This is a genomic window from Novosphingobium sp. MMS21-SN21R, assembly GCF_031846015.1.
GTDB lineage: Bacteria > Pseudomonadota > Alphaproteobacteria > Sphingomonadales > Sphingomonadaceae > Novosphingobium.
The window spans coordinates 2,192,761-2,216,195 of sequence record NZ_JAVRDU010000001.1 but is presented as its reverse complement, the minus strand read 5'-3'; the positions used below and the strand labels follow the sequence as shown (position 1 = coordinate 2,216,195).

Genomic DNA, 23,435 nt, shown 5'->3' with positions numbered 1-23,435 from the left:
ACGTGATTTTGTGCACTGCAAAATCATGGATTTATATATTTCACATTGGTTTAGGTGGGTTTCTGGATGTTTAGAAAGCTGTTTGCGAAAAAGGCCGACGCAAAGGTCTTGCTACCCGACGCGGGCGTCACCTTCACAGTTGGCCGGAATGAAACGGTTCTCGAAGCCGCGCTCAAGGCCGGAATCGCCTACCCACACGATTGCACAGTGGGAACCTGCGGCGCCTGCCGTTCGCGGTTGCTGGTGGGGAAGGTCGATGCGATTACGCCGTTCGGCTATACATTGAGCCGGGAAGAACTGCAGGCCGGATACATCCTTGCCTGCCAGGCAGTGCCCGAATCGGACCTTGAACTTGATGTTCCGCTCGAAGCGGGCGCGTCACGCAAGTATCAGGCTCGAATCGCCGAGCAGAGCGATCTCACGCACGACATTCGCCGCGTCGTCTGGGAGGTGGTGGAACCTGTCGCTTACCGCGCCGGACAATACATGAATGTCACTTGGCCTGGCGCACCCGGGCCGCGTTCCTATTCCTTCAGTACGGCGCCGGGCGAAGCTGGTCGCACTCTGTTGTCGACGTTCGTCCGGCGCGTGCCCGGAGGAGCCTTCACGGAAAGCTTGTTTGCGGGCGCATTGGACGATGCCGCATTCGAAATTGAAGCGCCGCACGGTACGTTCTGGTTGCGCGATGGAGACGGCCCGATCTTGCTGATCGGCGGCGGCAGCGGACTTTCGCCTTTGATGAGCCTGCTGGAGGACGCAGCCGACCGTGGCGTGAAGCGCGATGTGATCCTGTTGTTCGGCGGACGCGCGGAACGCGATCTCTATTGCCTCGATGAAATCGCCGCGCTTGCCTCCCGTTGGCAGGGACGGTTCGACTTCAGGCCGGTCCTCTCGGAAGAGGAGAAGCCGGGAAGGCGCTTCGGACTGGTCACGGGCGAAGTGGCAGACGCTTTGGCCGAACTCGGCCCGGCTGCTTCAACGCAGGGCTATCTGTGCGGCCCGCCCGGCATGATCGATGCAGCCGTCAGTGCGCTCACTGCCGCAGGCGTGCCGCTCCCAGCGATTTTCTACGACAAATTCACCGACGCCAGCACCGGCAAGAAATAACCGGTGAAGTAATACAAGGGAGAGAGTTGATGCCCCAATCCAGAAACAGTTTTTTCATCGGCAATGAATGGGTTAGACCAGCAAGCAGTCGCAAATTCACTCTGGTGAACGCCTCGACCGAGGAAATGCTTGGCACAGTTCCTGAAGCGGTAGAGGCCGACGTCGATGCTGCGGTCGGTGCGGCGCGCAAGGCCTTGGTCGATGGCCCGTGGGCAAAGGCGACACCGGGCGAACGCGCGGCCGTAATGGAGCGCTTCATCGGCGCGCTGGCTGCTCGCGGCGATGATATCGCTCGCGCCGTCAGTGCGCAGAACGGTATGCCCTTGGCTGTCAGCGGCCCGCTTGAAGGGCAGTTTTCGATTGGCGTGATGCAATATTACGCAGGTCTCGCCGGTGCCCTTGGCCAGCCCGATGTGCGCCCATCTCAGATGGGTAAGGAAACGCTGGTCGAACGCACACCGATCGGCGTGGTTGCAGCAATCGTACCGTGGAACTTCCCGGTCACTCTGGCACTCAACAAGGTAGCGCCGGCCATGGCGGCGGGGTGCACACTGGTGATCAAGCCGTCACCGGGCACTGTGCTCGACAGCTACATTGTGGCCGAAGCGGCTCTGGAGGCCGGCGTTCCTGCTGGCGTGCTCAATTGGGTAGCCGCCGACCGTGACGTGGGGGCATACCTCGTGTCCCATCCGGGCGTCGACAAGGTGGCCTTCACCGGTTCGACCGGCGCAGGCCGCATGATTGCCCGCAGCTGCGGCGAGCTGTTGCGTCCGGTCACGCTGGAACTGGGCGGCAAGAGCGCGGCAATCCTGCTCGACGACGTTGACGTCGGCGCATTTCTCCAAGGCGTTCCCTTCGCCTGCATGCTCAATAATGGCCAAGCCTGTTACAATGGCACCCGTATACTCGCGCCGCGCAGCCGCTATGGCGAAGTGGTAGACGCGCTGGCGGGCTTTGCCTCGGCGCTCAAGGTTGGCGATGCGCTCGATCCGGATACGCATGTAGGCCCAATGGCTTCGTCTGCCCACCGCGACCGCGTGGAAAGCTACATCGCCATCGGCAAGGACGAGGCGCGCCTTGTTGCTGGCGGCGGACGGCCTAAGGGCACCAACCACGGCTGGTTCGTCGAACCGACGATATTTGCTGACGTCGAGAACTCGGATCGCATCGCGCGCGAGGAAATCTTCGGTCCAGTGCTATCGGTTATCGCCTATGACGGCGAAGACGATGCTGTCCGTATCGCCAACGACAGCGACTACGGCCTCGGCGGTTCGGTGTGGTCGGCAGACAGCGCGCATGCGCTGGACATTGCCCGCCGCGTCGAAAGTGGCACGGTTGGCGTCAACGGCTACATGCCATCGCTCGGCGCACCGTTCGGCGGTATCAAGGCTAGCGGCCTTGGGCGCGAATTCGGACCGGAAGCGGTTGGCAGCTATCAGCAGACCAAGTCGATCTATGTGATGGGCTGAAGCGATCCGGGGCTTGGTTAGGGCCACGCCCCGAACTCGGAATGAGCGCAAAAATAAGGGCGCGCCGCATCTGGCGCGCCCTTCTGCATTTCAAGCATGACAGCGTTCAGGCGAGGGCTTGCGCCGATGCCACTGGCTTGTCGTCGAACCAGTCCGGCCAGCCAGCGCGGCGGTTCTGCTCGCGCGCAAGTGCCCGCTCTTCCGGGCTGGCAAGTTCGTTGTCCCACCGCTTAAGCGCAGGCTTGATCACCATGTTGTGCCAGATCGGCGGGATCAGCGCCGAGAAGAAACATACGAACACCGACGGCATCGGGATCCATTGCGTGTCCGGCTTCAACTCATGGAAGGCGGCATAGCTGTTGGTGTGATGGTCGGCGTGATTGGTGATTTCGAAGCCCAGAACGCGCGACATTGGCTTCAGGTGATTCCACACGTGCCGCCGGTCGATCGGCGCGCCGTCCACCCGGATCAGCCCATAATGCTGGAAGTAATTGAAGCTTTCGACCCAGAAGCGCGCACCGACCATGCCGGCCAGAACAACCGCGTTGGCATCCCAGCCGCCGATCAGATGAACGATCGTCTGAAAGATGGCCTGGGCCAGAATGGCTTTGTACAACCGGTGACCGATCGACCAGCGACCCTTGCCCATCTTCTCGAGATTGTCGCTTTCCGAACGCCAGGCTTCCATCGTCGAATGGACGACGGCCTTGGGCGTGAACATGTAGAGGCTGACGCCGCGCGGCGCGGTATCGCCATCGTTGGTGGTGGCGACGTGGATGTGATGCCCCACCACATGGGCAATCTCGCGCGTGCTATCGAGATAGCAGATTTGCGCGTAACGACCCACAAAGCGGCGCAGCTTTCCGCGCTGATGGTAAAGTTCGTGCGTGGCGGGAACCAGCGGGATGACGCTGAGCCACGCACAGGATGCGATAACGGCGGTATAGTCCCAGCCAGTTGCAGCAGGGTTGCGCGCAACCCAGATTGCGGCCGCGATATAGACGACTGGGCCCAGCAGCGAGCACAGCCATGCCGGGATGTCGGCTAGAGCCTTGTTGGGCATGCGCCGCATCGAAAAATCGTTTGGCAGAAGGGAATCGATGATCCCGAATGCGGGCAAGGTGGCGATGCCGAACCAGATCCACTGTCCGCCCACCATGAAGCTGGCGATCACGCAGAGCTGCATGAGCACGCCGAGGTAATACCGTGCATAATCCATTTTTGCTCTCCCCCGTCGCTCTCGGACGGCTTTTCACGTAATCAATATACGTAAAAATTCGAGATCGTAAACCGGTAAATCGCTTTTGATCAGGATCGTGCTTTAGACGGGGGAAGACATCGAGGGTTTGAGCCGTTATTGGCCTTCGCATGAAGATGCGGGAGCTTGAAGCAAAGACGGGCGTCAATCGCGAGACGATCCGGGTGTATTTGCGCGAAGGACTGGTGCCCGAGCCGAGCCGTCCGGCGCGCAATGTTGCCGATTATGGCGAGGATCACGTCCGCGCTATTCTGGCGGTTCGGCGTCTCCAGCGCGATTCCGCAATGACCCTGCCGCAGATCAAACACATTCTTGGCGGCGGGGCGACTGACCGCCGGGTGGGCGCCACGGCATTCGGGCATCTTGAAGAATTGCTGTCAGCGCGGGTAGGGTTGAAGGGCAGCCTTGTCTCGCTGAGCACGCTGGTAAAACAGAACCCCTTCGCCGCCGACGACGCGAAGGCACTTGCCCAGATCGGGGTCATCAGTCTGGCCAAGGGAACGCGGGGGCCTGCACTTAGCGTGACTGACGCCGGACTGGTCAACATCTGGGGGCGGATGCGTGAAGCTGGGTTCGATGAGGCGCGCGGGTTTCCGCCCGAGATCCTGGGGTACTACATCGAGGCGGCGGAGTACGTCGCAGCCAAAGAGGCGACGATATTTCTTGAACAAGTCGAGGGGCGCATCGAGGAAGACGAGGCTGCCAACATGCTTGAGTTCGCATTGCCGACCATGCTCGAATTCTTTGGCCTGATTCGGCTCAAGGCCTTCCTGCACAATGTGGCAAAGGCGACGCGCAGCGATGGCAGCGAAGTTGTCGTGCCACCAACGCCGCGGATCACCGGTTAGCCTGGTAGGTCACGCAGCCTTGAGACGACCCAGTCGTCTTCAACCGAATGGGAAATGTCGTCTTCATCGGCCCAGAACCGGCGGATTGCCGCGCCTGAAACCAGTGCAGCGGCAGCGCGGACATCGCGGCTTGCGGCTGCGCTGCTCCATCCAAGTTCAACCAGTCGCTGCTCCCACGCCTGATAGACCGGCGTTCGCAACGTGCCGACCTTGGCGCGAACGGCGGGAAAAAGGTGGGCGTCCTTTGAGGTTTCCAGGGTAATTCCCATTGCGACCCAGAAGCGGTCGCTGAAGAAAAAGGCGTGAAACTCTGCCAGCATCGCCCGCAGAACGCCTTCAGCGTCACCCGGCGCCGACAACCAGCTTTTGCTGTCGTCGCGGGCCATGGTCAGCGTGTGCTCGATTGCTAGCAGGGTAATCGCGGCCTTGTCGGGGAAATGATGCAGCACCGCCCCTTGTGAAACATCTGCAGCTGCCGCCAGCGACCGGATCGTCAGCGCGCGAATGCCGCCCTCTGCCACCAGACGATAGGCTTCGCTCGACAGGCGCGCGCGCGTGGCCTCTGTCCGTTCGATCTGGGTCCGGCGTGCGGGCGTTGCATGTTCAGGTATGTTGGTCACGCTCTCAACGGACATCAAGAATGTGCAAGTGGCGGGCGCGAATGACTTTCTTGTCGATCTTGCCAGTGGCAGTCAGCGGCACGTCTTCGAACAGTATCCTGTCGGGCATCCACCAGCGGGCGACGCGGCTGTCGAGAAACTCTCTGATACCCGCTTCGCCAACGTCGCTGCCATCGTGACGCTCCACGATCATGATCGGGCGCTCTTCCCATTTGGGATGATGCACGCCCACCACGGCGGCGACCCTGACGCCCGGGCAACCTGCGGCGATGTTCTCCAGATCGATTGAACTGATCCACTCGCCGCCAGACTTGATCACATCCTTGCGCCGGTCGGTAATCCGCATGAACCCCAAGGCATCAATGGTTGCAACGTCGCCCGTATCGAACCAGCCCTCGGCGTCGCACGCGCTTTGTTCGGCCCGGAAATAGCGCTCGACAACCCAGGGCCCGCGCACCTTGAGCGCGCCCGATGTCTCACCATCGTGGGGCAGCGCTTCGCCATCTTCGCCGAAAATGCCGATTTCAATGCCGAACTGCATCCTGCCCTGCCGCGTCCAGAGCTGCTCGTTCTCGGCATCGCGCCCGCCTGCGGCAAGAGCAGGGGTCGAACTCGCAACAACGCCAAGCGGGCTGGTTTCGGTCATGCCCCAGATCTGGCGCGTGCTCACCCCGAAACGGTCAAAGGCCGCTGCCATGTCGCGCGGGACCGCCGAGCCACCGATGAACACCCGCTCAAGCGTGCCGGTGTCGCCGCCCGTGCGTTCAAGGTGATCGAGGTACATCGTCCAGATCGTAGGAACGCCGCCTGTGAAGGTGACGCCTTCCGACCTGATCAGTTCATCAAGCGAGGCTCCGTCCATCCTGTCAGCCGGCAGCACGAATTTGACGCCGTTGATCGTTCCGGCAAACGGCAGGCCCCAGGCGGTCGCGTGATAAAGAGACTGGCATGGCATGACCACGTCAAACGCCGAAAAGCCCATCGCGCCTGAAAGCCCCCCGGCAAGCGCGTGAAGCACGACCGAGCGGTGGGAATAGAGCACGCCTTTCGGGTCGCCGGTGGTTCCGGACGTATAGCAAAGAAATGCCCCGGCCCGCTCGTCGAGCGTGGGCCAGTCAAAATGGGCGTTGAATGGGGCGATTGCAGCGTCATATCCGATGTAGTCGAGGGTGTCGGATGGGGCGGCCACCAGCATCACGAAGTGTTCGACATCGGGCAGTTGCGGCCTGATCCGCTCAACGATCTGTGCCATGTTGCGATCAAACAGCAAGGCTCGCGCGCCTGCATGCGTGATTGTGTAGATGAGATGTTCATCGGTCAGGCGGGGATTGGCGGTGTGGAGCACTGCGCCCATGCCCGGCACGGCGTAGAACAGCTCGAAATGGCGGTGGGTGTTCCATGCCAGCGAACTGACGACATCACCCGCCGCGATACCTAGCGACTGCAGGTAATGGGCCGCCTGCGATGTGCGAGCAAGGCAGGTGGCATAGTCATAGCGCCACATCGGTTCATCAACATTGCGCGAAATGATTTCGCGCGTTGCGTGGGCCGTCGCGGCAAAACGCAGGATGTCAATGATCGCAAGGTCGCGGTCCTGCATCAATCCCGGCATCATGGATCAAGCGCCTTTCAGGAACGGAATGACCAGTTCCACAAAGCGATCACGCTTTTCGATCTGGGTCCAGTGGCCGCATTTGCCGAAGACGTGCAATTCGCTGTTGGGGATCAACTGATTGAAGCGGATCGACTGTTCCAGCGGAACGATCACGTCTTCGCGGCCATGCATCATCAGCGTGTGGTGGGGCAGGGTGCGCAAGTCGGCTTCGTCGCTGGCGAGAGCTGCCAGCCAGCGTTGGCGCGGTTCGGGAAACAGGCTTGCATAGGCTTCCTGCGCGCCGGGACGGATGCTCGCCTCATAGCGTGAACGCACGATTTCCTCCTTCACCAGCGCCGGATCATGGGCGAAGGTTGTCATCAGGTCGCGCATGGCGTCAAGCGAGGGTTGGTATCCCCAGACCCGTTCGAGGCCATCGGTCAGTTCGAATGCCAGTCCGGCGGCTCCCATCAGGACAATGCGGCCGACCCGGTCAGGGTGACGGATCGCCAGAGCGAGGGTCAGCGCGCCGCCATATGAATTGCCGATGAAATGCGCGCGCGCGATGCCAAGAGCATCCATGAAGTCGATCAGGTGCGCGACCCACCGTTCCATCGCAAAGCCGTGAATGTCGGAGGGAAAGTCGGTGTAACCGAAACCCAGCGTATCGGGCGCATAGCAGGCAAAATGTTCGGCAAAATCGGGGATCACCCCGCGCCAGTTCGCATAGGCGGTGACCCCCGGACCCGACCCATGGATCAGGATCAGCGGATCTCCGCTGCCCGCATGAATGTAATTGGTGCCGATCCCGTCCACATCGACGTTCAGGCCGATTTCCGGATTGCTGGTCATCGCTTCGTTCTCCCGGTGTTATTTTGACCCCGACCGTAGTCAGAGCATCGTCGTCCCGCCGTTTACGCTGATCACTTGCCCGGTCACGAAAGCGGCTTCCGGTGAGGCGAGATAGGCCACCATCGAGGCCACTTCGGCTTCCTCCGCCGGACGGCCCATCGGGATGATCGCGCAGACCTTGTCGACCAGATCCGGGTTGCTCTGGCGCACTTCTTCCAGTTGCAGCGTCTGCACGGCGCATGGAGCAACCGTGTTTACGGTGATCCCGTCCTGCGCAAATTCGCGGGCGAGGCCGGTGGTCATGCCGTGTACGCCGCCCTTGGCGGCGTTGTAGGCGGCATGATCAAACAGGCCATTGCGCACCGAATCCGCCCCGACCATCACGATCCGGCCATAACCAGCCGCCTTCATGTGCGGCAGTGCCAGCCAGCAACACCAGATCGCGGTCCACAGATTGCGGTCGAGGGTGGTGCGCAAAGTGTCGGGGGTATGATCGAGGAAGGGACGCAGTATGCCGCCGCCGGCGTTGTTGACGAGGATATCGATCCGCCCGAACCGGGCCATCGCGGCGTCAATCAGCGCTCGCGCTCCATCTTCGCAAGACAGGTCGGCCGCAAAAGGCATCGTCCTGTCGGCGCCCAGTTCGGCGCAGGCCGCCTCGGCAATATCGGGGGACAGGTCCGCCACCACCACATTCGCCCCGTCCGTCAGCAACCGCCGAGCGATGGCCAGCCCGATGCCGCGACCGGCACCAGTCACAATGGCGATCTGTCCCGCCAGTGGACCAGCGCGCTCAACCATCGACCATGTCCGCTGTCGGCTTGATGATCGGGTGACCCTTGCCGAAGCGGGGATCGGGAAGGCCGCCCCATGTGTCCATGACTTCGGCCTTGTGCTCCAGTTCACGCGGTGCCCGTGCGCCCTCAGACTCGAACAGTTCCATCCCGAAGCTGAGTTCGTTGGTGTTCCCGTCAGGATCGAGGAAGTAGAGGAAGATGCTGGTGGATGGAAGGTGGCGACCCGGTCCGTAGACAATTGGCACACCCGCCTTGTTCAACCGGTTCATGCCCTGTCCGATGTCGTCGATGTCGGTCACCATGAAGTTGATATGGTGCAGCGTATTGTCCGAACTCTGTATCAGCGCAAGGCTGTGGTGCAGGGGATTGGGCCAGCAGCGCAGCCATTCGGCCAGGCCCTCGACGCGGTCGGACACGGCAAAGCCCAGCGCCTCTGCCCAGAACCTGTGCGCGGCGGCAAGGTTGGCGACGTTCAGGACAAGGTGGCCTAGCCGCTCGATCCGCGCCTTGGTCGGAACATAAGCGGTAGCCGCCTTGGATTGTTCGACGTAGAAGATGCAGGCGAGCCCTGAGACTGGATCGGTGAAGGCAAGCGCGCGTTCAACCAGCAGATTTGCGCATTCCGATCCGTCCAGCCAGCGCACATCGGCGCACCGCAGCGACAGCCGCGCAAAAGCCCGCTCGAGGTCTGTCTCGCTTTCAAGTTCGAACCCGGCACCGGCAAGCCCTGGCGCACCCTCAAGCAGAACGATGTCATAAGGCTTGTCGCTGCAGCGCAGCCAAGCCTTGCCGTCCTGCTCGCGCGCCAGTTCAAGTCCGACAAGGTCGCGATAGAACGCGGTGGTTGCGGCCAGATCGCTGCATCGCAACTGGCAAAAGCCGAGGCGGGCAAACCGGATCGGTTGTTCACTATTCGACGCGGTCATGTCCGTCGTCTCCATCACAGGATTATGCTGATGCGGGCGTGCGGACGCAGCGCTTCCATGTCGAGAACGCAGGTCTTGCGCGATATCTTCATCGCCCCTTCGGACATGACGATCTCGTGCAGGTAGTGCCCGACGAAGGCATCACTGGTGATGTCCTTGCTGCGCCACACGACGAAAGATGAGCGCGCATGGATGACATCGCCCTCGCGGCGCACGCGCACGTTCGAAACGAGATGCCGGACCTTGGACCGTGGATGCTCGCTATGCGCGCCGACCTTGTTCAGCCGGATCACGCGCTCGCGCATCCGCACATGGTCGTCGTTGATGTAGAACAGTGACTGGTTGGGGTCCGCCGTATCACCATCGATGTCGTTGGGCGGCACGAAGTAATGCGCATCGGGCGTGAAGAGCGCAAGCCACTCGTCAAGCTGCCAGCGGTCAAGCAGGTCCGCTTCAAGATAGAGCAAGTCTTCCACCTGAAGACGCAGGAGCAGGTCAGCGCCGGGACTGATCGTATCGGTCATGTCAGGCTTCCTCCATCGCAACTCGCCGGTCCCATTCGCGCCAGAAGCAGCGCATCTGCTCCTCGTCATCGAACTGCGGGGCGTCGGTGCGATTCATGCCTTTGGAGATGTCGTTGAACAGCGCATCGCCGCCAGTGGCGTAACCCTGCTGGCACTTTTCGATCGCCTCGACATCGTCGGGCGTTGCAAAGCCGCCGGGGCCCAGGAATTCGGTGAAGTTGTAGAGGCGGTACTTTCGCAGCCACTCACTCTCTTCGCGTGGGGCCAGCGCCCAGGCGTTGATTTCCATGTAATCGGGTGCGGTCGGGTAAAATGTGCGGACAGTGACCGCCATGATGTCGTTCACGACCAGATTGGGAAAGATCACCATGTTGCGGTTCTTGTGCGCAATCCGGTCTGCCCGTTCAGGTCCGACCCTGTGTTCCAGCGAAGCATGGATCGCGGTGATCTCTGCCTTGCCCTCTTCGCCCCATAGCGGCACCCATTGCGCGATGGGCCGGCCCCAGGGCGCGGAATATTCGACAGCGGCGTGGCCATTGCCGAGATTGTGCGCAACCCCGCTGAGCGGTGTCGCACCCAGCGCGCCATTGGCGTTCTTGAGGTAATCCAGGTAAGTCGAGTGATTGCAGGCAGCGTGGTACCCGTCATAGCTGTTTTCAGCCAGGAGCTTCCAGTTACCGCGGATCGCGTATTCCTGCGTTCCGCCAACGATCTGCATGCCGCTGTCTGAATGTTCGGAAACCAGTTTCAGGAAGTCACCCGCACCGGCAAGATAAGTCGCAAGGTCTTCGCCATCGCTGGCAAAGCTGATGAAGAAGAAATCGCCGAACCGCTCCATCCGGGGCACGTGGACCATCTGCTTTTGCGGGTCGGTCTTGAAGTTCTCGGTATAGCCGGAGCTTCCCGGAAGGCTCATCAGGTGGCCGTCCGATCCGAATGTCCACCCGTGATACATGCACATGAACGCACGCGACGCGCCCTTGCGTTCCCGGCAGACCAGCGCGCCGCGGTGCGGGCAGGCGTTGAACAGCGCGTGGAATTCACCTTCCTTGTCGCGCGTGAACAAGATCGGGCGGCGTGCCACTTTGCGGGTGATGAACGCACCGGGGGCAGCCAATTCAGACGCATGGCCCAGATATAGCCAGCAACGGTCGAAAATCGCGGCGCATTCGCGCTCGAACGTTTCCCGGCTAGTGAACGCCTGACGGGGAACAAGAAAACGACTGGCCTGCCTGTCGTCGATGATCTGCGGATGGTCCGCCATATCGGCTCCTCTCATACCGGATTTTTACAAACCGTGCGCTTGCTATGTAAAACTAATGATCGGCAGAGTCAACAGGTTTACAAACTTCGAAATCTGCGTGAGATGGGATCATGATGGAATTGGACGACGCCCTACGACTTGTGCAGCTTGCTGCCGAAGCAATCGCCAAAGCCGGGCTGGTCCACGCCTACGGCCACTGCAGCATCCGGCTGAATAAAGAGAGCTTTCTGGTCAGCGCCGCCCGTCCGCTCAGCCTGGCCGCACATCTGCCGGGGGTGGTTTGCCCGGTTCAGGGGGCTTTGCCGGACGGCGTGCTGGGTGAAGTCCGCATCCACCAACAGATCTATGCTTTGCGGCCGGAGGTCGGCGCGGTCTGCCGGATCATGCCGCCTGCCGTCATGGCCTTGTCGACCCAGCGCATCGTACCCGTCCCGCGGCACGGCATCGGGGCCTATTTTCCAAACCTTCCGCTGTGGGATGATCCGCGCCTGCTGCGCAATGATGCTGCCGCTGCCGCTCTGGCTGCGCACATGGGCCATGCTCCTGCAATAGTGATGCGCGGCAATGGAGCGGTCATCGCCGCTGCCACCATGGAGCAAGCCATCACCCTCGCGTGGTTCCTCGAAGATGCAGCCCGCATCGAGCGCGATGTGCGCGCGATGGGCTTCGATCCGCAGTCCGGGAGGCTCGCTCCCGAGGAAATCGCCGACCGCCAGGTGTGGGCGGGCGGTGTCGCCGAACGGATGTGGGATTACCTGACCGGCTAGGCAGGCGTCAGCCGATCGGGAACGGATCGGCGCTGAGCCTTACAGCGACCGGCCGACCAGATCGCGCATGATCTCGCTGGTGCCGCCATATATCCGGCGGACGCGGGCATCGCGCCAGATGCGGGCGATCGGATACTCGTTCATGTACCCCGCGCCGCCATGCAGTTGCAGTGCGGCATCGCAGGCCTCCCACTGCATTTCGGTATGCCAGTACTTTGACGCGGCAGCCTCGTCTGCGGTCAATTCGCCTGCGACGTGGCGCGCGATGGCCCAATCCAGATGCGCCCAGCCGACTTGCAACTTCGACTTGATGTCGGCCAGCGTGAACCGCGTGTTCTGGAAATCGATGACCTTGCGTCCAAATGCCGTGCGGTCTCGGGTAAACGCCACCGCTTCGTCAAACGCACGCTGTGCCGCCGCTTGCGCCGTGATCGAGATCGACAGTCGCTCTTGCGGGAGATCGCTGACCAGATAGATGAACCCGCGGTTGACCTCGCCGATCACGTTGCTGGCGGGCACGCGAACATCGTTGAAGTACAGTTCCGATGTGTCGGCCATCCATTGGCCAACCTTGTCGAGATTGCGGCCACGTTCGAAACCGGGCCGGTCTGCCTCGACCAGAATCAGCGAGGTGCCCTTTGCGCCAAGGTCGGGGTTGGTCTTGCATACGGTGAGGATAATGTCGGCATTCTGGCCGTTGGTGATGTAGGTCTTCGATCCGTTGATGACGAATTCATCGCCGTCCTGCCGCGCGCTGGTGCGAACACCTTGCAGGTCGGACCCGGCACCAGGTTCGGTCATCGCGATGGCGCCGATAGTTTCGCCGCTGAGCATCCGTGGCAACCAGCGTTGCTTCAGTTCCTCGCTCGCATAACGCATGACGTAAGGCATCGTGATGTCGCTTTGCAGCGTCACACTGTCGGACATCATCGCGTAAGTGAATTCTTCATTGAGGATCGCGTTGAAGGTGAAGTCGAGGCCGATGCCGCCGTATTCTGCTGGCATGGTCGGGCACAGGAGACCTGCTTCACCCGCCTTTAGCCAGAAGTCCCGCGCTACCACTCCGGCCTCTTCGAACTCGGTCAGGCGAGGTTCGAATTCCCGCACGATGAACTTCCGCACCATCTCGCGAAAGGCGCGGTGATCATCACCGAACAGGTGGCTGCCATCTCTTTCCAGCATCATCCAGATCCTCTCGAAGCCCATTTATTTTTGCGTATAGACATAACGCAAATATGTGATAGCGTGGATCAGCTTACAATGCACTCTGCCGATAATGTAAAGTACTAAACTAGTTTTCGGCGGTTGAGAGGAGATTGAAATGGCGACAGTGGAGGCTTTGCCCCGCGAAGGGCTCGACGTATCCGAAGGCTCGCTGTGGGCTGCAAGCGCGTGGCGGCCGATGTTTGCCCGCTTGCGTGAAGAGGATCCGGTAAATCGCTGCGAGAACAGCATTTTCGGGCCCTACTGGTCGATCACGCGCTATGACGATATTGTCGCGGTCGAGGCCGATCCGCAGACATTTTCCTCATCCTGGGAACACGGCGGCATCGTCATTTTCGACATGCAGGACACCGGCGTGCAACTGCGCATGTTCATCGCGATGGACGATCCGGAACATGGCGAGAAGCGCAAGGCCATAGCTCCGGCTGTCGCACCAAGCGAAATTGCCAAGCTGGCCGGCCCCTTGCGCGAACGCACCGCCGCGATTCTCGATTCGCTGCCGGTTGGCCACCCGTTCGACTGGGTGCACTCGGTCTCGATCCCGCTGACAACGGCGATGATCGCCACGCTCTTCAACTTCCCGTGGGATGAGCGCGACAAGTTGCCCGAATGGTCTGATTGGGCCGCCAAGATCGACATCGGTCCTGACCCGGTTCTCAATGCCGAACGGGAGCGCCATGTCTTCGAGATGGCTGCGCGTTTCAAGGAACTCTACGAAGAACGTCGTGCGGCCCCTCCGCAGCCGGACTTGCTGTCGATGATGGCCCATTCGGCGTCATTTGGTGAAATGGACGAACAGCGCTTCATCGGCGCGATTGCCCTGCTGCTGGTGGGCGGTAATGATACCACCCGCAATTCGATGTCTGGCCTGATCGAGCGGATCAACCAGTACCCTGATGCCTGGGCTGCCGTGAAGGCGGACGTCAAAGGCCTTGCATCGGGCGCGGCGACCGAAACCATCCGCCTTCAAACCCCGATTGCGCACATGCGGCGTACCGCAACGCGCGACGTCGAATTTGGCGGCAAGACCATTCGCAAAGGCGACAAGGTCGTCATGTGGTACAATTCCGGCAACCGCGACGAAGACGTCTTCCCCGATGGCGACCGCTGGGATCCGACCCGCGAAAACTCGCGCCGACATCTCTCGTTCGGTTATGGCATCCACCGTTGCCTCGGCGCTCGCCTTGCCGAACTGCAGTTGGTCACGTTGATCGAGGAAATGGCGGCGCGCGACATGGAGGTCAAACTCGTCAGCGACCCCGAACGCCTCCCATCGTGCTTCACCAATGGCTACGAACACATCATGGTCACCATGACCCGGGGGGATGGCGCCAATGGCTGATACGTTTCGCCGCTACAAATGCCTCAATTGTTCGCACATCTATGACGAGGCGGAAGGCGATCCGGACTCTGGCCTCGCCCCCGGCACCTTGTGGAAGGACGTGCCGGAAGAGTGGATTTGCCCGGAATGCGGCTCGGAAAAGCGGGACTACGTCCTCGTCGATTGGGAATGACCGACTGAACCACGCCTCAGCAAGGATGCAGGACCACGTCCAGATTCTTGAGGCCGTTGAGAAAGTTCGAACGAAAGCGCCGCGGCCTTCCGGTGACTTCGAAATGACCGACGCGGTCTGCAAGCGTTTCGAACGCAATCCGCAGTTGCATTTCCGCCAGCCGTGATCCCACGCAGACATGCTGGCCAAAGCCGAAGCCGACGTGGGGGTTGTGACTGCGATTGATGTCGAACTTGTCGGCGGCGGTAAATACGGTCTCGTCTCGATTGCCCGAAGCGTACCACATGACGACCTTGTCGCCTTTGCGAATGGCCTGCCCGGCAATTTCGGTATCCTCCGTCGCGGTGCGGCGCATGTGCAGGACAGGACTGGCCCAGCGCACCATTTCGGGCACTGCGGTCTTGAAAAGGGTCCGGTCGGCCCGCAAGGCCTGCCATTGACCGGGATGGTCTGAAAACGCAGCGACGGTGTGTGACAGCGAGTTGCGCGTCGTTTCGTTGGCGCCGACCAGCACCAAGATCAGATTTCCAATAAATTCGGGAAGCGAAACTGCTTTGCCGCCAATCTCCATGTTGGCGAGCATACTGGCGATGTCGCCTCCCGGTTGTGACCGGCGCGCCGTAAACAGATCGCTCGCAAAGCCGAAGAAGTCCTGTAGGGTCATGGCCATGGCTTCGGGGCTTTGGCGGAAGTCGGGATCGTCTTCGCCGACGAAGGCGTTGGTCCAATCGTAGAGCTTGGTCCACAATTCCTGCTCGACGCCGAGCAGTTCGCACAGGGTCAGCAAGGGCAAAGGCGCGGAAAGCAATGGAACGAGATTGATCGGCTCCCCCAGTGGAATAGAATCGACCAGAGCTTCGACGCGAAGCCTGATACGCTTTTCGATATCGCCGAGTCGATGAGGGGATACTGCAGGCATGATGTGCTTGCGATATTGCGTATGCTCGGGCGGATCACGTGAGATGAACGGAATGCCGATTGCGCTGTCTCCAGCGCCTGTCAGGCCGATCTCGTTCTCATTGAAGATGCGGTGGCCACCGTTTTCATACGCTGATGAAAACATGCCAGGATTCCTTGATACCGCGACAATATCAGCATGACGGGTTAGCGACCAGAACCTGGAACCATCTGCTTCCGGGTTCCAGCAAACCGGCGCTTTGCTGCGAAGCTCCGCAAACGTCTCCCACGGAACGCCCGCTTCGAAAAGTGCAGCATCCTTGAGGTCGATATCATGGCTTTGAGGCATTGGTGTGATGCGCCTTGGAATGGTAAATCCAATTACCATTTATGAAGGCCGCCGTGCAAGCAGAGATGGCGGCAGATGTTGCTCAGGTTCGAGTGAGCCAGCATGCCTCCCGCTTGTTCTCTGAGGAAACCTACCAACAGTTCTGAAAAATTCAGGCCTTCGAGGTTTGAAGCAAAATGGCCTGATGCAAGGCGGATGGGCGCAGGAATAGGTCCTGACCCTAGCCATTCCCCCATTTCCGCGCAGTATTAGAGAACATGACGCAGCGTGGGACATGTCCTGCCTCTCCAACCTTCCGGTGTGAACGGTCATCAAACTCTGGCTGGCCCCATGAAAAGCCGCGGGCTTCAGAGGGTGATCTTGAAACTCCATTGTCACATGCGGCGTTCATTCGGCCCAAGAGCAGGGGGCTTCCGAACTCCGTCAAGAATTCAGCGATTCGCGCTTCTGTCTTTCCGCAACGCCAGAACAGGCGGGTAGAGATTGATCCAAGCGCGTTGCCGTCGTTTTGACGCAGGACGAAAAATTCAGACCGCAGGGACAATTAATGTCGAACAAGGCTTCAACGAGACTGGAATATGTCGAAAGCCTGCGCTTCATTGCAGCCGCACTGGTGCTGTTTCAGCATTACATCGAACAATATAGCGGGTTGCCGCTTTTTCATGAAATCATGCAGATTGGGCCAGGTCTCTCGGGCGTGGTGATATTCTTCTGCGTCAGCGGATATGTTGTGCCGATGTCTGTTCGGGGCCGGATTGACCCGCTGAATTTCATGATCCGCCGGATTTTTCGCGTCTATCCATTGATGCTTGCAGTGTTCATTTTCCTGTTCGTCGCCGGGTCAGCCGGCATATTGGCCAAGTGGAGTTTCATGGCCGACGCGACAGCGTATCAATGGCTGGCAAATATCCTGTTGCTCCAGGAATATGTCGGCGCAAAGCCCATTCTCGGCGTGACCTGGACCCTGGCGGTCGAATTCGTCTGGTATGGACTGTTCGCCTTGTCGTTGTGGCGTTTTGGTGACCGGGCAGGCCGTATTCTCAACTTTGCCCTTCCGCTCGTCATATTGGCGCTGACCGTGGCTTCACTAGTTCTGGGAGAACGCCTGCCGTTGGGCCGCGTCAACATGATCTATGCGTGCGTGCTGGGATATCAGGCCTATCTCCTCGATTCCGGGAAGATTTCCCTTCGAACTCTTGGCGTAAGCATCATCGCGTTTCTGGCGGTAACGATCATATCGAACCTCGTTGCCTTTGGGTTTTATCATCATCCTCAGATTTCGCTGTGGCAGGCGCTCTGGCCTTGGATACTTGGGCCACTGGCGTTCTTCGCCGTCGTGGCCATGCCGCAGGTCCGCAACGCGAGAATTCTCAACGAAGGCGTGCTGCCACGCTGGGGTGCCGCAAGTTACTCCATCTACATATTCCATTCCATTGGCCTCGCCGCCGCCGCCCAATATACAACGGGGATCTGGGCCGGCAGCGTTGTTGCGATCGGCCTGACAGCCGCGATGTCTTTTCTGGGTTACCGCTATGTCGAATTGAAAGGGGTCAAGCTGGGGCAGGCGTTCCTGAAGCGGTTTCCGCCCGTTGCGCGTGGCGCACTTCCTCCGGCTGCTCTGTAATTCCAACATGACTCCGTGCCAGCGATGAACGATGCAGCCCCCCTTGCGAAACCCGCGCCCTCCGACCCGCGTGTAGAATGGCTGGATGCGGCGCGTGGGGTCGGCATTATGCTGGTGGTTATCGGCCATGCGCTGGGCGGGTTGATCGATTCAGCGCTTGGCAATGACTTCTGGTTGGGCAGGGCGCTGTTTTTCTGCATCTATACCTTCCATATGCCGCTGTTTATGATGCTCTCAGGCCTGCTGGTGAGCGCGCGGCTGGATAGGTCGCGCAAGCGTTTCCGTGATCGGCTCTGGACGGGCATAGCATGGCCCTATTTCCTGTGGTCGGCGGTGCAATTGACCGTGATCCTGGCGACCGGGTCGCTCGTCAATCAGCCGCTGGGGGATTATTTCGCCACGTTGGCCACGTTGCCGTGGCATACCGTTTCGCAGTTCTGGTTCCTCTATGTTTTGTTCCTGCTGCACGTTCTGTCGATGGTCGCGCTGAAACCGCTTGGACGCGAAGGGTTCCTGCTTTTGTGCCTTGCGCTCAAGCCGCTCGCGCTGATCCTGCCAATGCCCGAGGTCCTGCGCCTCGCCGCCAATCATGCCCTGTTTTATGGTATCGGCGTCTGGCTGACACCTGATGGGTTGAAGAGCCTGGCCGTCGACCGCTCCCGCTGGTTCCACCTAGGTCTGCTCGGCGTGGCGACGGGGCTGGTCGGCCTGGCATTGAGCGCGGCAGACACTTTCGATGTGACCCGGCAAATGGTGTCTGCCAAGGCCGCTGCCATCGCCTATCTGGCTTGGCGCTATGAAGCACTTCCGGCAGCGATTGCCGGGGCCGTTTCGATGGTAGCACTGGCATCGATGCCGACTGCAAGGCTGGGTTCCGTGCTGGCGTTGCTGGGGCGGCGGTCGATGGCGATCTTCGTGCTGCACATCATGGCGATTGCGGGCGTGCGGATCGTGCTGATCAAATTTTTCCATGTCGATCAACCGTGGCCGATATTCGCCATTGCTTGCCTTGCCGGGTTGGCCTTGCCCTTGCTGGCCGATGCGGTGATCCGGCAGTTGCGGATCGAACGCTGGCTGGGACTCGCCTGATTTCATGCTTCGCAAGATCATCATCAACGGCAAGTTCCTGCGCGCCGCGCCGACAGGCGTCCACCGCGTTGCGACCGAACTCGCCAATGCGCTTGCGGGGCTGGTGCGCGACAACGATCCGGATGTGGCAGGTTTCGACCTGAGCCTTTGGCATCCCTTCGATGGTGCAACCAACGCAACAGAGATTGCGATGCCGCGGCGGTTGATCGGTCCGATGACGGGCATTCCGTGGGAGCAGATCACCTTGCCGCTCACCAAGCGCAAGGGAACGCTGCTGAACCTGTGCAACATTGGCCCGGTTCTGGCGAGCGACGCGCTAACCATGATCCACGATGTGCAGGTGCATATTTCGCCTGCGTCCTACAGTCGAGGCTTTCGCTGGTGGTATTATCTGACCCAGCCCATCCTGGCGCGGCGCAATCGCCTGATCCTGACTGTGTCGGAGTTCTCGCGCGGTGAGATTGCGCGCGTTGGCCTTTGCCCCGCAGAGCGCATTGCCGTGGTGCACAATGGCGTCGACCATGTGCTGCGATATCCGGCCCGGCACGAGATCATCGACCGGCTTGCGCTGAGGGGAAGGCCGTTCGTTCTGGGGCTTGCCAACACGCAGGAGCACAAGAACATCGCGGTGCTGCTCGCGGCATTTGCCCGGCCAGAGCTATCGGACGTGCAACTGGTCCTGTTCGGCGGCGCCAATCAGGCTGCCTTTGCGCAAGCAGGGCTGGACTTGCCCGGCAACGTGGTGCTTGCGGGGCGTGTGGACGATGGCGAACTGCGCGCACTGATGGAACACGCGCTTTGTTTGGCGTTCCCATCGACTACCGAGGGATTCGGCCTGCCCCCGCTCGAAGCCATGTTGCTCGGTTGCCCCGCAATCATCGCGCCTTGCGGTGCACTACCTGAAGTTTGCGGTGATGCAGCAATGAAGGTTGGCGCAACGGATGTTGCCGGTTGGTCAGCGGCTATCTGCAACCTCCTCGAAAATCCCGATTTGCGGGCGCGATATGCAGAGCTGGGGCGAGAGCGCGCACGCCAGTTCACATGGGCGAAAGCAGGCAAGCAGCTCGCCCGTGCGATTCAGTCGATCTTTCCTGCCGCGGCGCACAAACCGACATCGAAATGACCTGAAACAGCAACACTCGCTGGGCATCAGGCCAGTCGAGTTAGGGGGTCAAACCGACGCCCGTTAACCTTGAGCGAGAACATGGTGCGAGTCAGGTCGTTTCTGGCTGTGAAGAGTCTTGCGCGTAAGATTGTGCTGACGGCTGCGCTTTCCGGCGCGACCTTTGGTGCAGCGCACGCGCAGGATGCGCAGACAGCGCCAGAACAGCCGGAAGACACTGCGGTTGCGCAAGGCGGTGAGCCACAGCGTTCACCGGATCGCTTTTTCATCGCTGCGCTGGACGTTGTCGGCGCGAACATTCTCGCGCCTGCCGAAATCGAGCGGCTGGTCTATCAGTTCACCGGTCCCGACAAGTCCGGTCAGGACGTAGACGCAGCACGCAAGGCGATTCAGGACGCTTATGCGGCCAAGGGCTACGAAGCGGTCATCGTCGACATTCCCACGCAGGAAACGGCCTTGTTCCAACAGGGCATCGTCCAGATCCGCGTCAACGAATCGCCAGTGGGCGCGATCCAGGTCGTCGATGCCCGCCACCACGGCGAAGGGCGCATCCGGTCTGACCTGCCATCGCTGCAGGAAGGCAAACCGCTCGATCTCAAGGCGCTGCAATCCGACCTTGCCGCCGCCAACCGCTTTCCTGATCGCACGGTGTCGCCTGCGTTCAAGCCCGGCAAGGAGCCCGGCTCGATCGACGTGGACCTGAACGTTCAGGATTCGCTGCCGATCCACGCCAGCGCTGAACTGAACAACGACAACAGCCCGTCGACCACCGATCTCAGGGCATCGGGATCGGTGCGCTATTCCAACCTGTTCGGTGCTGGCCACACGCTTTCAGTCTCGGCCATCGTCGCGCCGCGCGCACCCAGGGAAAGCAAGGTTTTCTCAGGGTCCTACCTCGCGCCGTTTATCGGCTCGCCGTGGTCGGTGCTAGTCTATGGCTATAATTCGAACAGCAACGTGGCGGCGCTAGGCGGCACCAACGTGCTTGGCGATGGTTTCCAGATCGGCCTGCGCGGAATCTACCGCCTGCCGACGAAAACGACCAGCCAGTCGGTCAGCTTCGGGGTCGACTACAAGGACTTCAACCAGAAGATCTTCGTCGGAGGCGTCAACGCAGGGACGACCCCGATCAACTACCTGCCGCTGGTGGTGGAATACAACTTTGCGCGCGGCGGGGAATACACCCAGTTCGATGCCAGCCTCGGCATGACGGCCGGTATCCGCGCAATCAAAAAAGTGCGCCAGATCTGCACGGCAGGGCAAGTGATCTGCTCCCCGGTCGACCAGTTTCAGGACAAGGCCGTCGACAGTGCCGAGAACTTCTTCCGCCTGAATCTCGGGCTCAACTATCAGTATTCGACCAAGTCCGACATCGTCCTGAAGCTGGGCCTGAACGGCCAGCTTGCCGATACGCATCTGGTCTCGAACGAACAGTTCGGCCTTGGCGGCTCGTCGAGCGTTCGCGGCTATTACCAGTCCGAAGCAGTGGCGGACAACGGTGTTGGCGGTTCGCTTGAAATCCAGTCGCCTTCGCTGGCCACGGTGTTCGGCACTTTTGTCGATGAACTGCGGTTCTTCGGTTTTGTCGACGCGGGCTACACCTATCTGCTTGGCCGTGTTCCCACGGATCAGGCCAAAGATTTCACGCTTGTCGGCGCTGGCGGCGGGCTTCGCATTCGGCTGCTCGGACACCTGAGCGGCAATGTGATTGCCGGTGTTCCGTTGGTTGCCGGTCCCGTCAGCAAGAAGGGAGACCCGCGCGTCACCTTCCAGGTCAAGTCGGAGTTCTGAAAATGAAGCAGGGGGGCAACATGGTCAGGATTGTGAGGACGCTGCTAGCGTTCATCGCAATGTCGCTGCTGCTGAGCAGTCCGGCGAACGCTTGGTGGAACAACGACTGGAAATACCGCAAGGCGGTGACCGTCGACACGTCGGCCACCGGCGTCAACATTGCAGGCCCGGTTGGCCGCAGCGTGGTGCTCGTGCGTCTGACGTCGGGCAACTTCAGCTTCGATCAGGCGCTCAAGAACGGCGCGGACATCCGCCTGGTCGACAGCGACGACAAGACGCCGCTGAAATTCCACATCGAGAACTACGACCAGCAGACCGGCATTGCCAGTCTGTGGGTCGAAGTTGCAGCGTTGAATGGTGGCGAGAAGAAGAAGCTGTGGCTCTATTTCGGCAACGACAAGGCGGCTGCTGGTGACGACGTCAAGGGCACGTTCGATCCCGATTACCTTCTCGTCTATCATTTTGCAGGCGCTGCGGGCGAGCCCGTCAGCGACGCGACCGCCAATGCCAACAACTCCGCCAACCCGCTGCTCAGCGTCAACGACGGCTCGGTAGTCGGGCGCGGCGCACGCTTTGCAGGCGTAGGGCAGCTTCTGGTCAACGATGGTCCGGCGCTGGCGATGCCCGCAGGATCGCAGTTCAGTTTCAGCACGTGGATGAAGCCTGCAGACATTGCTGGCGATACTGCGGTGTTCAGCCGCGGCGGCTTCGTGATCGGCGCTGTCAACGGCGTACCTTACGTGATGGTTGGCGGAAGCCGAATCGACGGCAAGTCAACGCTCAAGGCCGGTGCGTGGAACCATGTTGCGGTCGTGGCCGATGGTGCAACCGTGAAGCTCTATCTCGATGGCGTCGAGACGGCTGCTGCGTCGATGGCGTTCCCCGGCATGGCCGGTGCGATCACCATTGGCGGCGCTGATGGCCGTCCATTCAACGGTGAGCTTGACGAAGTGCGACTTTCCAAGGTCGCGCGCCTTCCGGCGATGTTCCTCGCTGCGGCGCAGGGGGAAGGCCCCGGTGCCAAGCTGGTCGCCGTCGATGAAACGGCCGAACAACAGGGTGCGGGCGGTGGCGTGCTGTACTTCATCTTCAGTAAGCTTGAGCCTGTCGACGCCGTGATTATCGCCTTGTGCATGATCCTGCTGGCGATGGCGATCACACTGATGGTGGCCAAGATCCGCTATCTCAACGCTGCCAAAAAGGGCAACGAGCAGTTCTTCAAGCGCTTCAATGCGATGCATGAAGAACTGGTGCCGCTGGCTGACGTCGACAGCATCACCACGGCGGAAGTGGCCTACATCAAGAAAGCGTCGCCGCTGGCACGCCTCTATGAAATGGGCATCGAGGAACTCGACGTTCGCCGCAAGAATGCAGCCCTGCGTCCGCTGTCGGGCGAAGCGGTTGAGGCCATGCGCGCTGCGGTCGATGCGGTCTACGTCGAGGAAAACCAGAAGCTGGACTCAATGATGGTCATTCTGACCATCGCGATTTCGGGTGGCCCGTTCATCGGCCTGCTCGGCACTGTGGTGGGCGTGATGACCGTGTTCGGCGGCGTGGCGATGGCCGGCGATGTGAATGTCAACGCAATTGCGCCGGGCATTGCCGCAGCGCTGCTCGCCACGATTGCGGGTCTTGCCTGCGCTATCCCGGCGCTGTTTGGCTACAACTACCTCAACGGCCGGATTTCCGCTCTCGCCGACCAGATGCGCGTCTTCATAGACCGTCTGATCACACGCCTTGCCGAAATGCAGGCTGACGCGGCTTACGCCCGTCAAGCTGCCGAATAAGGAGCGGTCGC

Annotated in this window: 21 protein-coding genes; 11 read left to right on the top strand and 10 right to left on the bottom strand. The window is 60.6% G+C overall.

The window, feature by feature from the left end:
* Positions 1-66 precede the first annotated feature (66 nt).
* The gene (locus tag RM192_RS10580; protein ID WP_311507504.1) at positions 67-1,107 is read left to right on the top strand and encodes a 2Fe-2S iron-sulfur cluster binding domain-containing protein; all 1,041 of its coding nucleotides are present in this window, start codon (positions 67-69) and stop codon (positions 1,105-1,107) included.
* A gap of 29 nt (positions 1,108-1,136) precedes the next feature.
* The gene (locus tag RM192_RS10575; protein ID WP_311507503.1) at positions 1,137-2,576 is read left to right on the top strand and encodes an aldehyde dehydrogenase; all 1,440 of its coding nucleotides are present in this window, start codon (positions 1,137-1,139) and stop codon (positions 2,574-2,576) included.
* A gap of 106 nt (positions 2,577-2,682) precedes the next feature.
* Here RM192_RS10575 and RM192_RS10570 read toward each other — a convergent pair whose 3' ends face one another.
* Positions 2,683-3,795 carry an alkane 1-monooxygenase gene (locus RM192_RS10570; RefSeq protein WP_311507502.1) on the bottom strand — a complete coding sequence of 371 codons (1,113 nt, stop codon included), beginning with the start codon at positions 3,793-3,795 and terminating at the stop codon, positions 2,683-2,685.
* A gap of 149 nt (positions 3,796-3,944) precedes the next feature.
* Here RM192_RS10570 and RM192_RS10565 point away from each other — a divergent pair, with 149 nt between their 5' ends.
* Complete coding sequence (locus RM192_RS10565) at positions 3,945-4,682, top strand: MerR family transcriptional regulator (protein WP_311507501.1); 738 nt, start codon at positions 3,945-3,947, stop codon at positions 4,680-4,682.
* Here RM192_RS10565 and RM192_RS10560 read toward each other — a convergent pair.
* The 7 genes from RM192_RS10560 to RM192_RS10530 are packed head-to-tail and all read right to left on the bottom strand — an operon-like array spanning position 4,679 to position 11,274.
* Positions 4,679-5,317, bottom strand: a complete 639-nt coding sequence (locus RM192_RS10560) for a TetR/AcrR family transcriptional regulator (protein ID WP_311507500.1) — start codon at positions 5,315-5,317, stop codon at positions 4,679-4,681. The genes RM192_RS10565 and RM192_RS10560 overlap by 4 nt on opposite strands.
* Positions 5,307-6,917 (bottom strand): long-chain fatty acid--CoA ligase, encoded by a 1,611-nt coding sequence (locus RM192_RS10555; RefSeq protein ID WP_311507499.1) that lies wholly within the window; start codon positions 6,915-6,917, stop codon positions 5,307-5,309. The genes RM192_RS10560 and RM192_RS10555 overlap by 11 nt, the downstream gene beginning before the upstream one ends.
* A gap of 3 nt (positions 6,918-6,920) precedes the next feature.
* Complete coding sequence (locus RM192_RS10550) at positions 6,921-7,748, bottom strand: alpha/beta fold hydrolase (RefSeq protein ID WP_311507498.1); 828 nt, start codon at positions 7,746-7,748, stop codon at positions 6,921-6,923.
* Positions 7,749-7,787: 39 nt separating this feature from the next.
* The gene (locus RM192_RS10545; protein WP_311507496.1) at positions 7,788-8,549 is read right to left on the bottom strand and encodes an SDR family oxidoreductase; all 762 of its coding nucleotides are present in this window, start codon (positions 8,547-8,549) and stop codon (positions 7,788-7,790) included.
* Positions 8,542-9,471: a VOC family protein gene (locus RM192_RS10540; RefSeq protein WP_311507495.1), complete on the bottom strand. Its 930-nt coding sequence runs from the start codon at positions 9,469-9,471 to the stop codon at positions 8,542-8,544. Before RM192_RS10540 ends, RM192_RS10545 begins: the two co-directional genes overlap by 8 nt.
* A gap of 14 nt (positions 9,472-9,485) precedes the next feature.
* The gene (locus tag RM192_RS10535) at positions 9,486-9,995 is read right to left on the bottom strand and encodes an aromatic-ring-hydroxylating dioxygenase subunit beta (protein ID WP_311507494.1); all 510 of its coding nucleotides are present in this window, start codon (positions 9,993-9,995) and stop codon (positions 9,486-9,488) included.
* 1 nt (position 9,996) lies between these two features.
* The gene (locus tag RM192_RS10530; protein ID WP_311507493.1) at positions 9,997-11,274 is read right to left on the bottom strand and encodes an aromatic ring-hydroxylating dioxygenase subunit alpha; all 1,278 of its coding nucleotides are present in this window, start codon (positions 11,272-11,274) and stop codon (positions 9,997-9,999) included.
* Positions 11,275-11,372: 98 nt separating this feature from the next.
* Between RM192_RS10530 and RM192_RS10525 the strand changes: the two genes are divergently transcribed.
* A complete protein-coding gene (locus RM192_RS10525) occupies positions 11,373-12,026 on the top strand; it encodes a class II aldolase/adducin family protein (RefSeq protein ID WP_311507492.1) in 654 nt (217 codons plus the stop codon).
* A 39-nt stretch (positions 12,027-12,065) separates the two neighbouring features.
* On the opposite strand, the gene RM192_RS10520 is transcribed toward RM192_RS10525, so the two are convergent.
* The gene (locus RM192_RS10520) at positions 12,066-13,208 is read right to left on the bottom strand and encodes an acyl-CoA dehydrogenase family protein (protein ID WP_311507491.1); all 1,143 of its coding nucleotides are present in this window, start codon (positions 13,206-13,208) and stop codon (positions 12,066-12,068) included.
* 139 nt (positions 13,209-13,347) lie between these two features.
* Here RM192_RS10520 and RM192_RS10515 point away from each other — a divergent pair, with 139 nt between their 5' ends.
* The gene (locus RM192_RS10515) at positions 13,348-14,592 is read left to right on the top strand and encodes a cytochrome P450 (RefSeq protein ID WP_311507490.1); all 1,245 of its coding nucleotides are present in this window, start codon (positions 13,348-13,350) and stop codon (positions 14,590-14,592) included.
* The gene (locus RM192_RS10510) at positions 14,585-14,764 is read left to right on the top strand and encodes a rubredoxin (protein WP_311507489.1); all 180 of its coding nucleotides are present in this window, start codon (positions 14,585-14,587) and stop codon (positions 14,762-14,764) included. Before RM192_RS10515 ends, RM192_RS10510 begins: the two co-directional genes overlap by 8 nt.
* Before the next feature lie 16 nt (positions 14,765-14,780).
* Here the strand turns inward: RM192_RS10510 and RM192_RS10505 are convergent, their stop codons facing one another.
* The gene (locus RM192_RS10505) at positions 14,781-15,827 is read right to left on the bottom strand and encodes a cytochrome P450 (RefSeq protein ID WP_311507488.1); all 1,047 of its coding nucleotides are present in this window, start codon (positions 15,825-15,827) and stop codon (positions 14,781-14,783) included.
* Between the two features lie 691 nt (positions 15,828-16,518).
* Between RM192_RS10505 and RM192_RS10500 the strand changes: the two genes are divergently transcribed.
* From RM192_RS10500 to RM192_RS10480, 5 genes are all read left to right on the top strand, one after another.
* Entirely contained in the window at positions 16,519-17,634 is a 1,116-nt protein-coding gene (locus tag RM192_RS10500; RefSeq protein WP_311507487.1) for an acyltransferase, read from the top strand.
* A 24-nt stretch (positions 17,635-17,658) separates the two neighbouring features.
* Positions 17,659-18,723, top strand: a complete 1,065-nt coding sequence (locus tag RM192_RS10495; protein WP_311507486.1) for an acyltransferase — start codon at positions 17,659-17,661, stop codon at positions 18,721-18,723.
* 4 nt (positions 18,724-18,727) lie between these two features.
* Entirely contained in the window at positions 18,728-19,846 is a 1,119-nt protein-coding gene (locus RM192_RS10490; RefSeq protein ID WP_311507485.1) for a glycosyltransferase family 1 protein, read from the top strand.
* 132 nt (positions 19,847-19,978) lie between these two features.
* Positions 19,979-21,637 carry a ShlB/FhaC/HecB family hemolysin secretion/activation protein gene (locus tag RM192_RS10485; protein ID WP_311507484.1) on the top strand — a complete coding sequence of 553 codons (1,659 nt, stop codon included), beginning with the start codon at positions 19,979-19,981 and terminating at the stop codon, positions 21,635-21,637.
* Positions 21,638-21,657: 20 nt separating this feature from the next.
* Complete coding sequence (locus tag RM192_RS10480; protein ID WP_311507483.1) at positions 21,658-23,424, top strand: DUF2341 domain-containing protein; 1,767 nt, start codon at positions 21,658-21,660, stop codon at positions 23,422-23,424.
* The last annotated feature ends 11 nt before the right edge of the window (positions 23,425-23,435 follow it).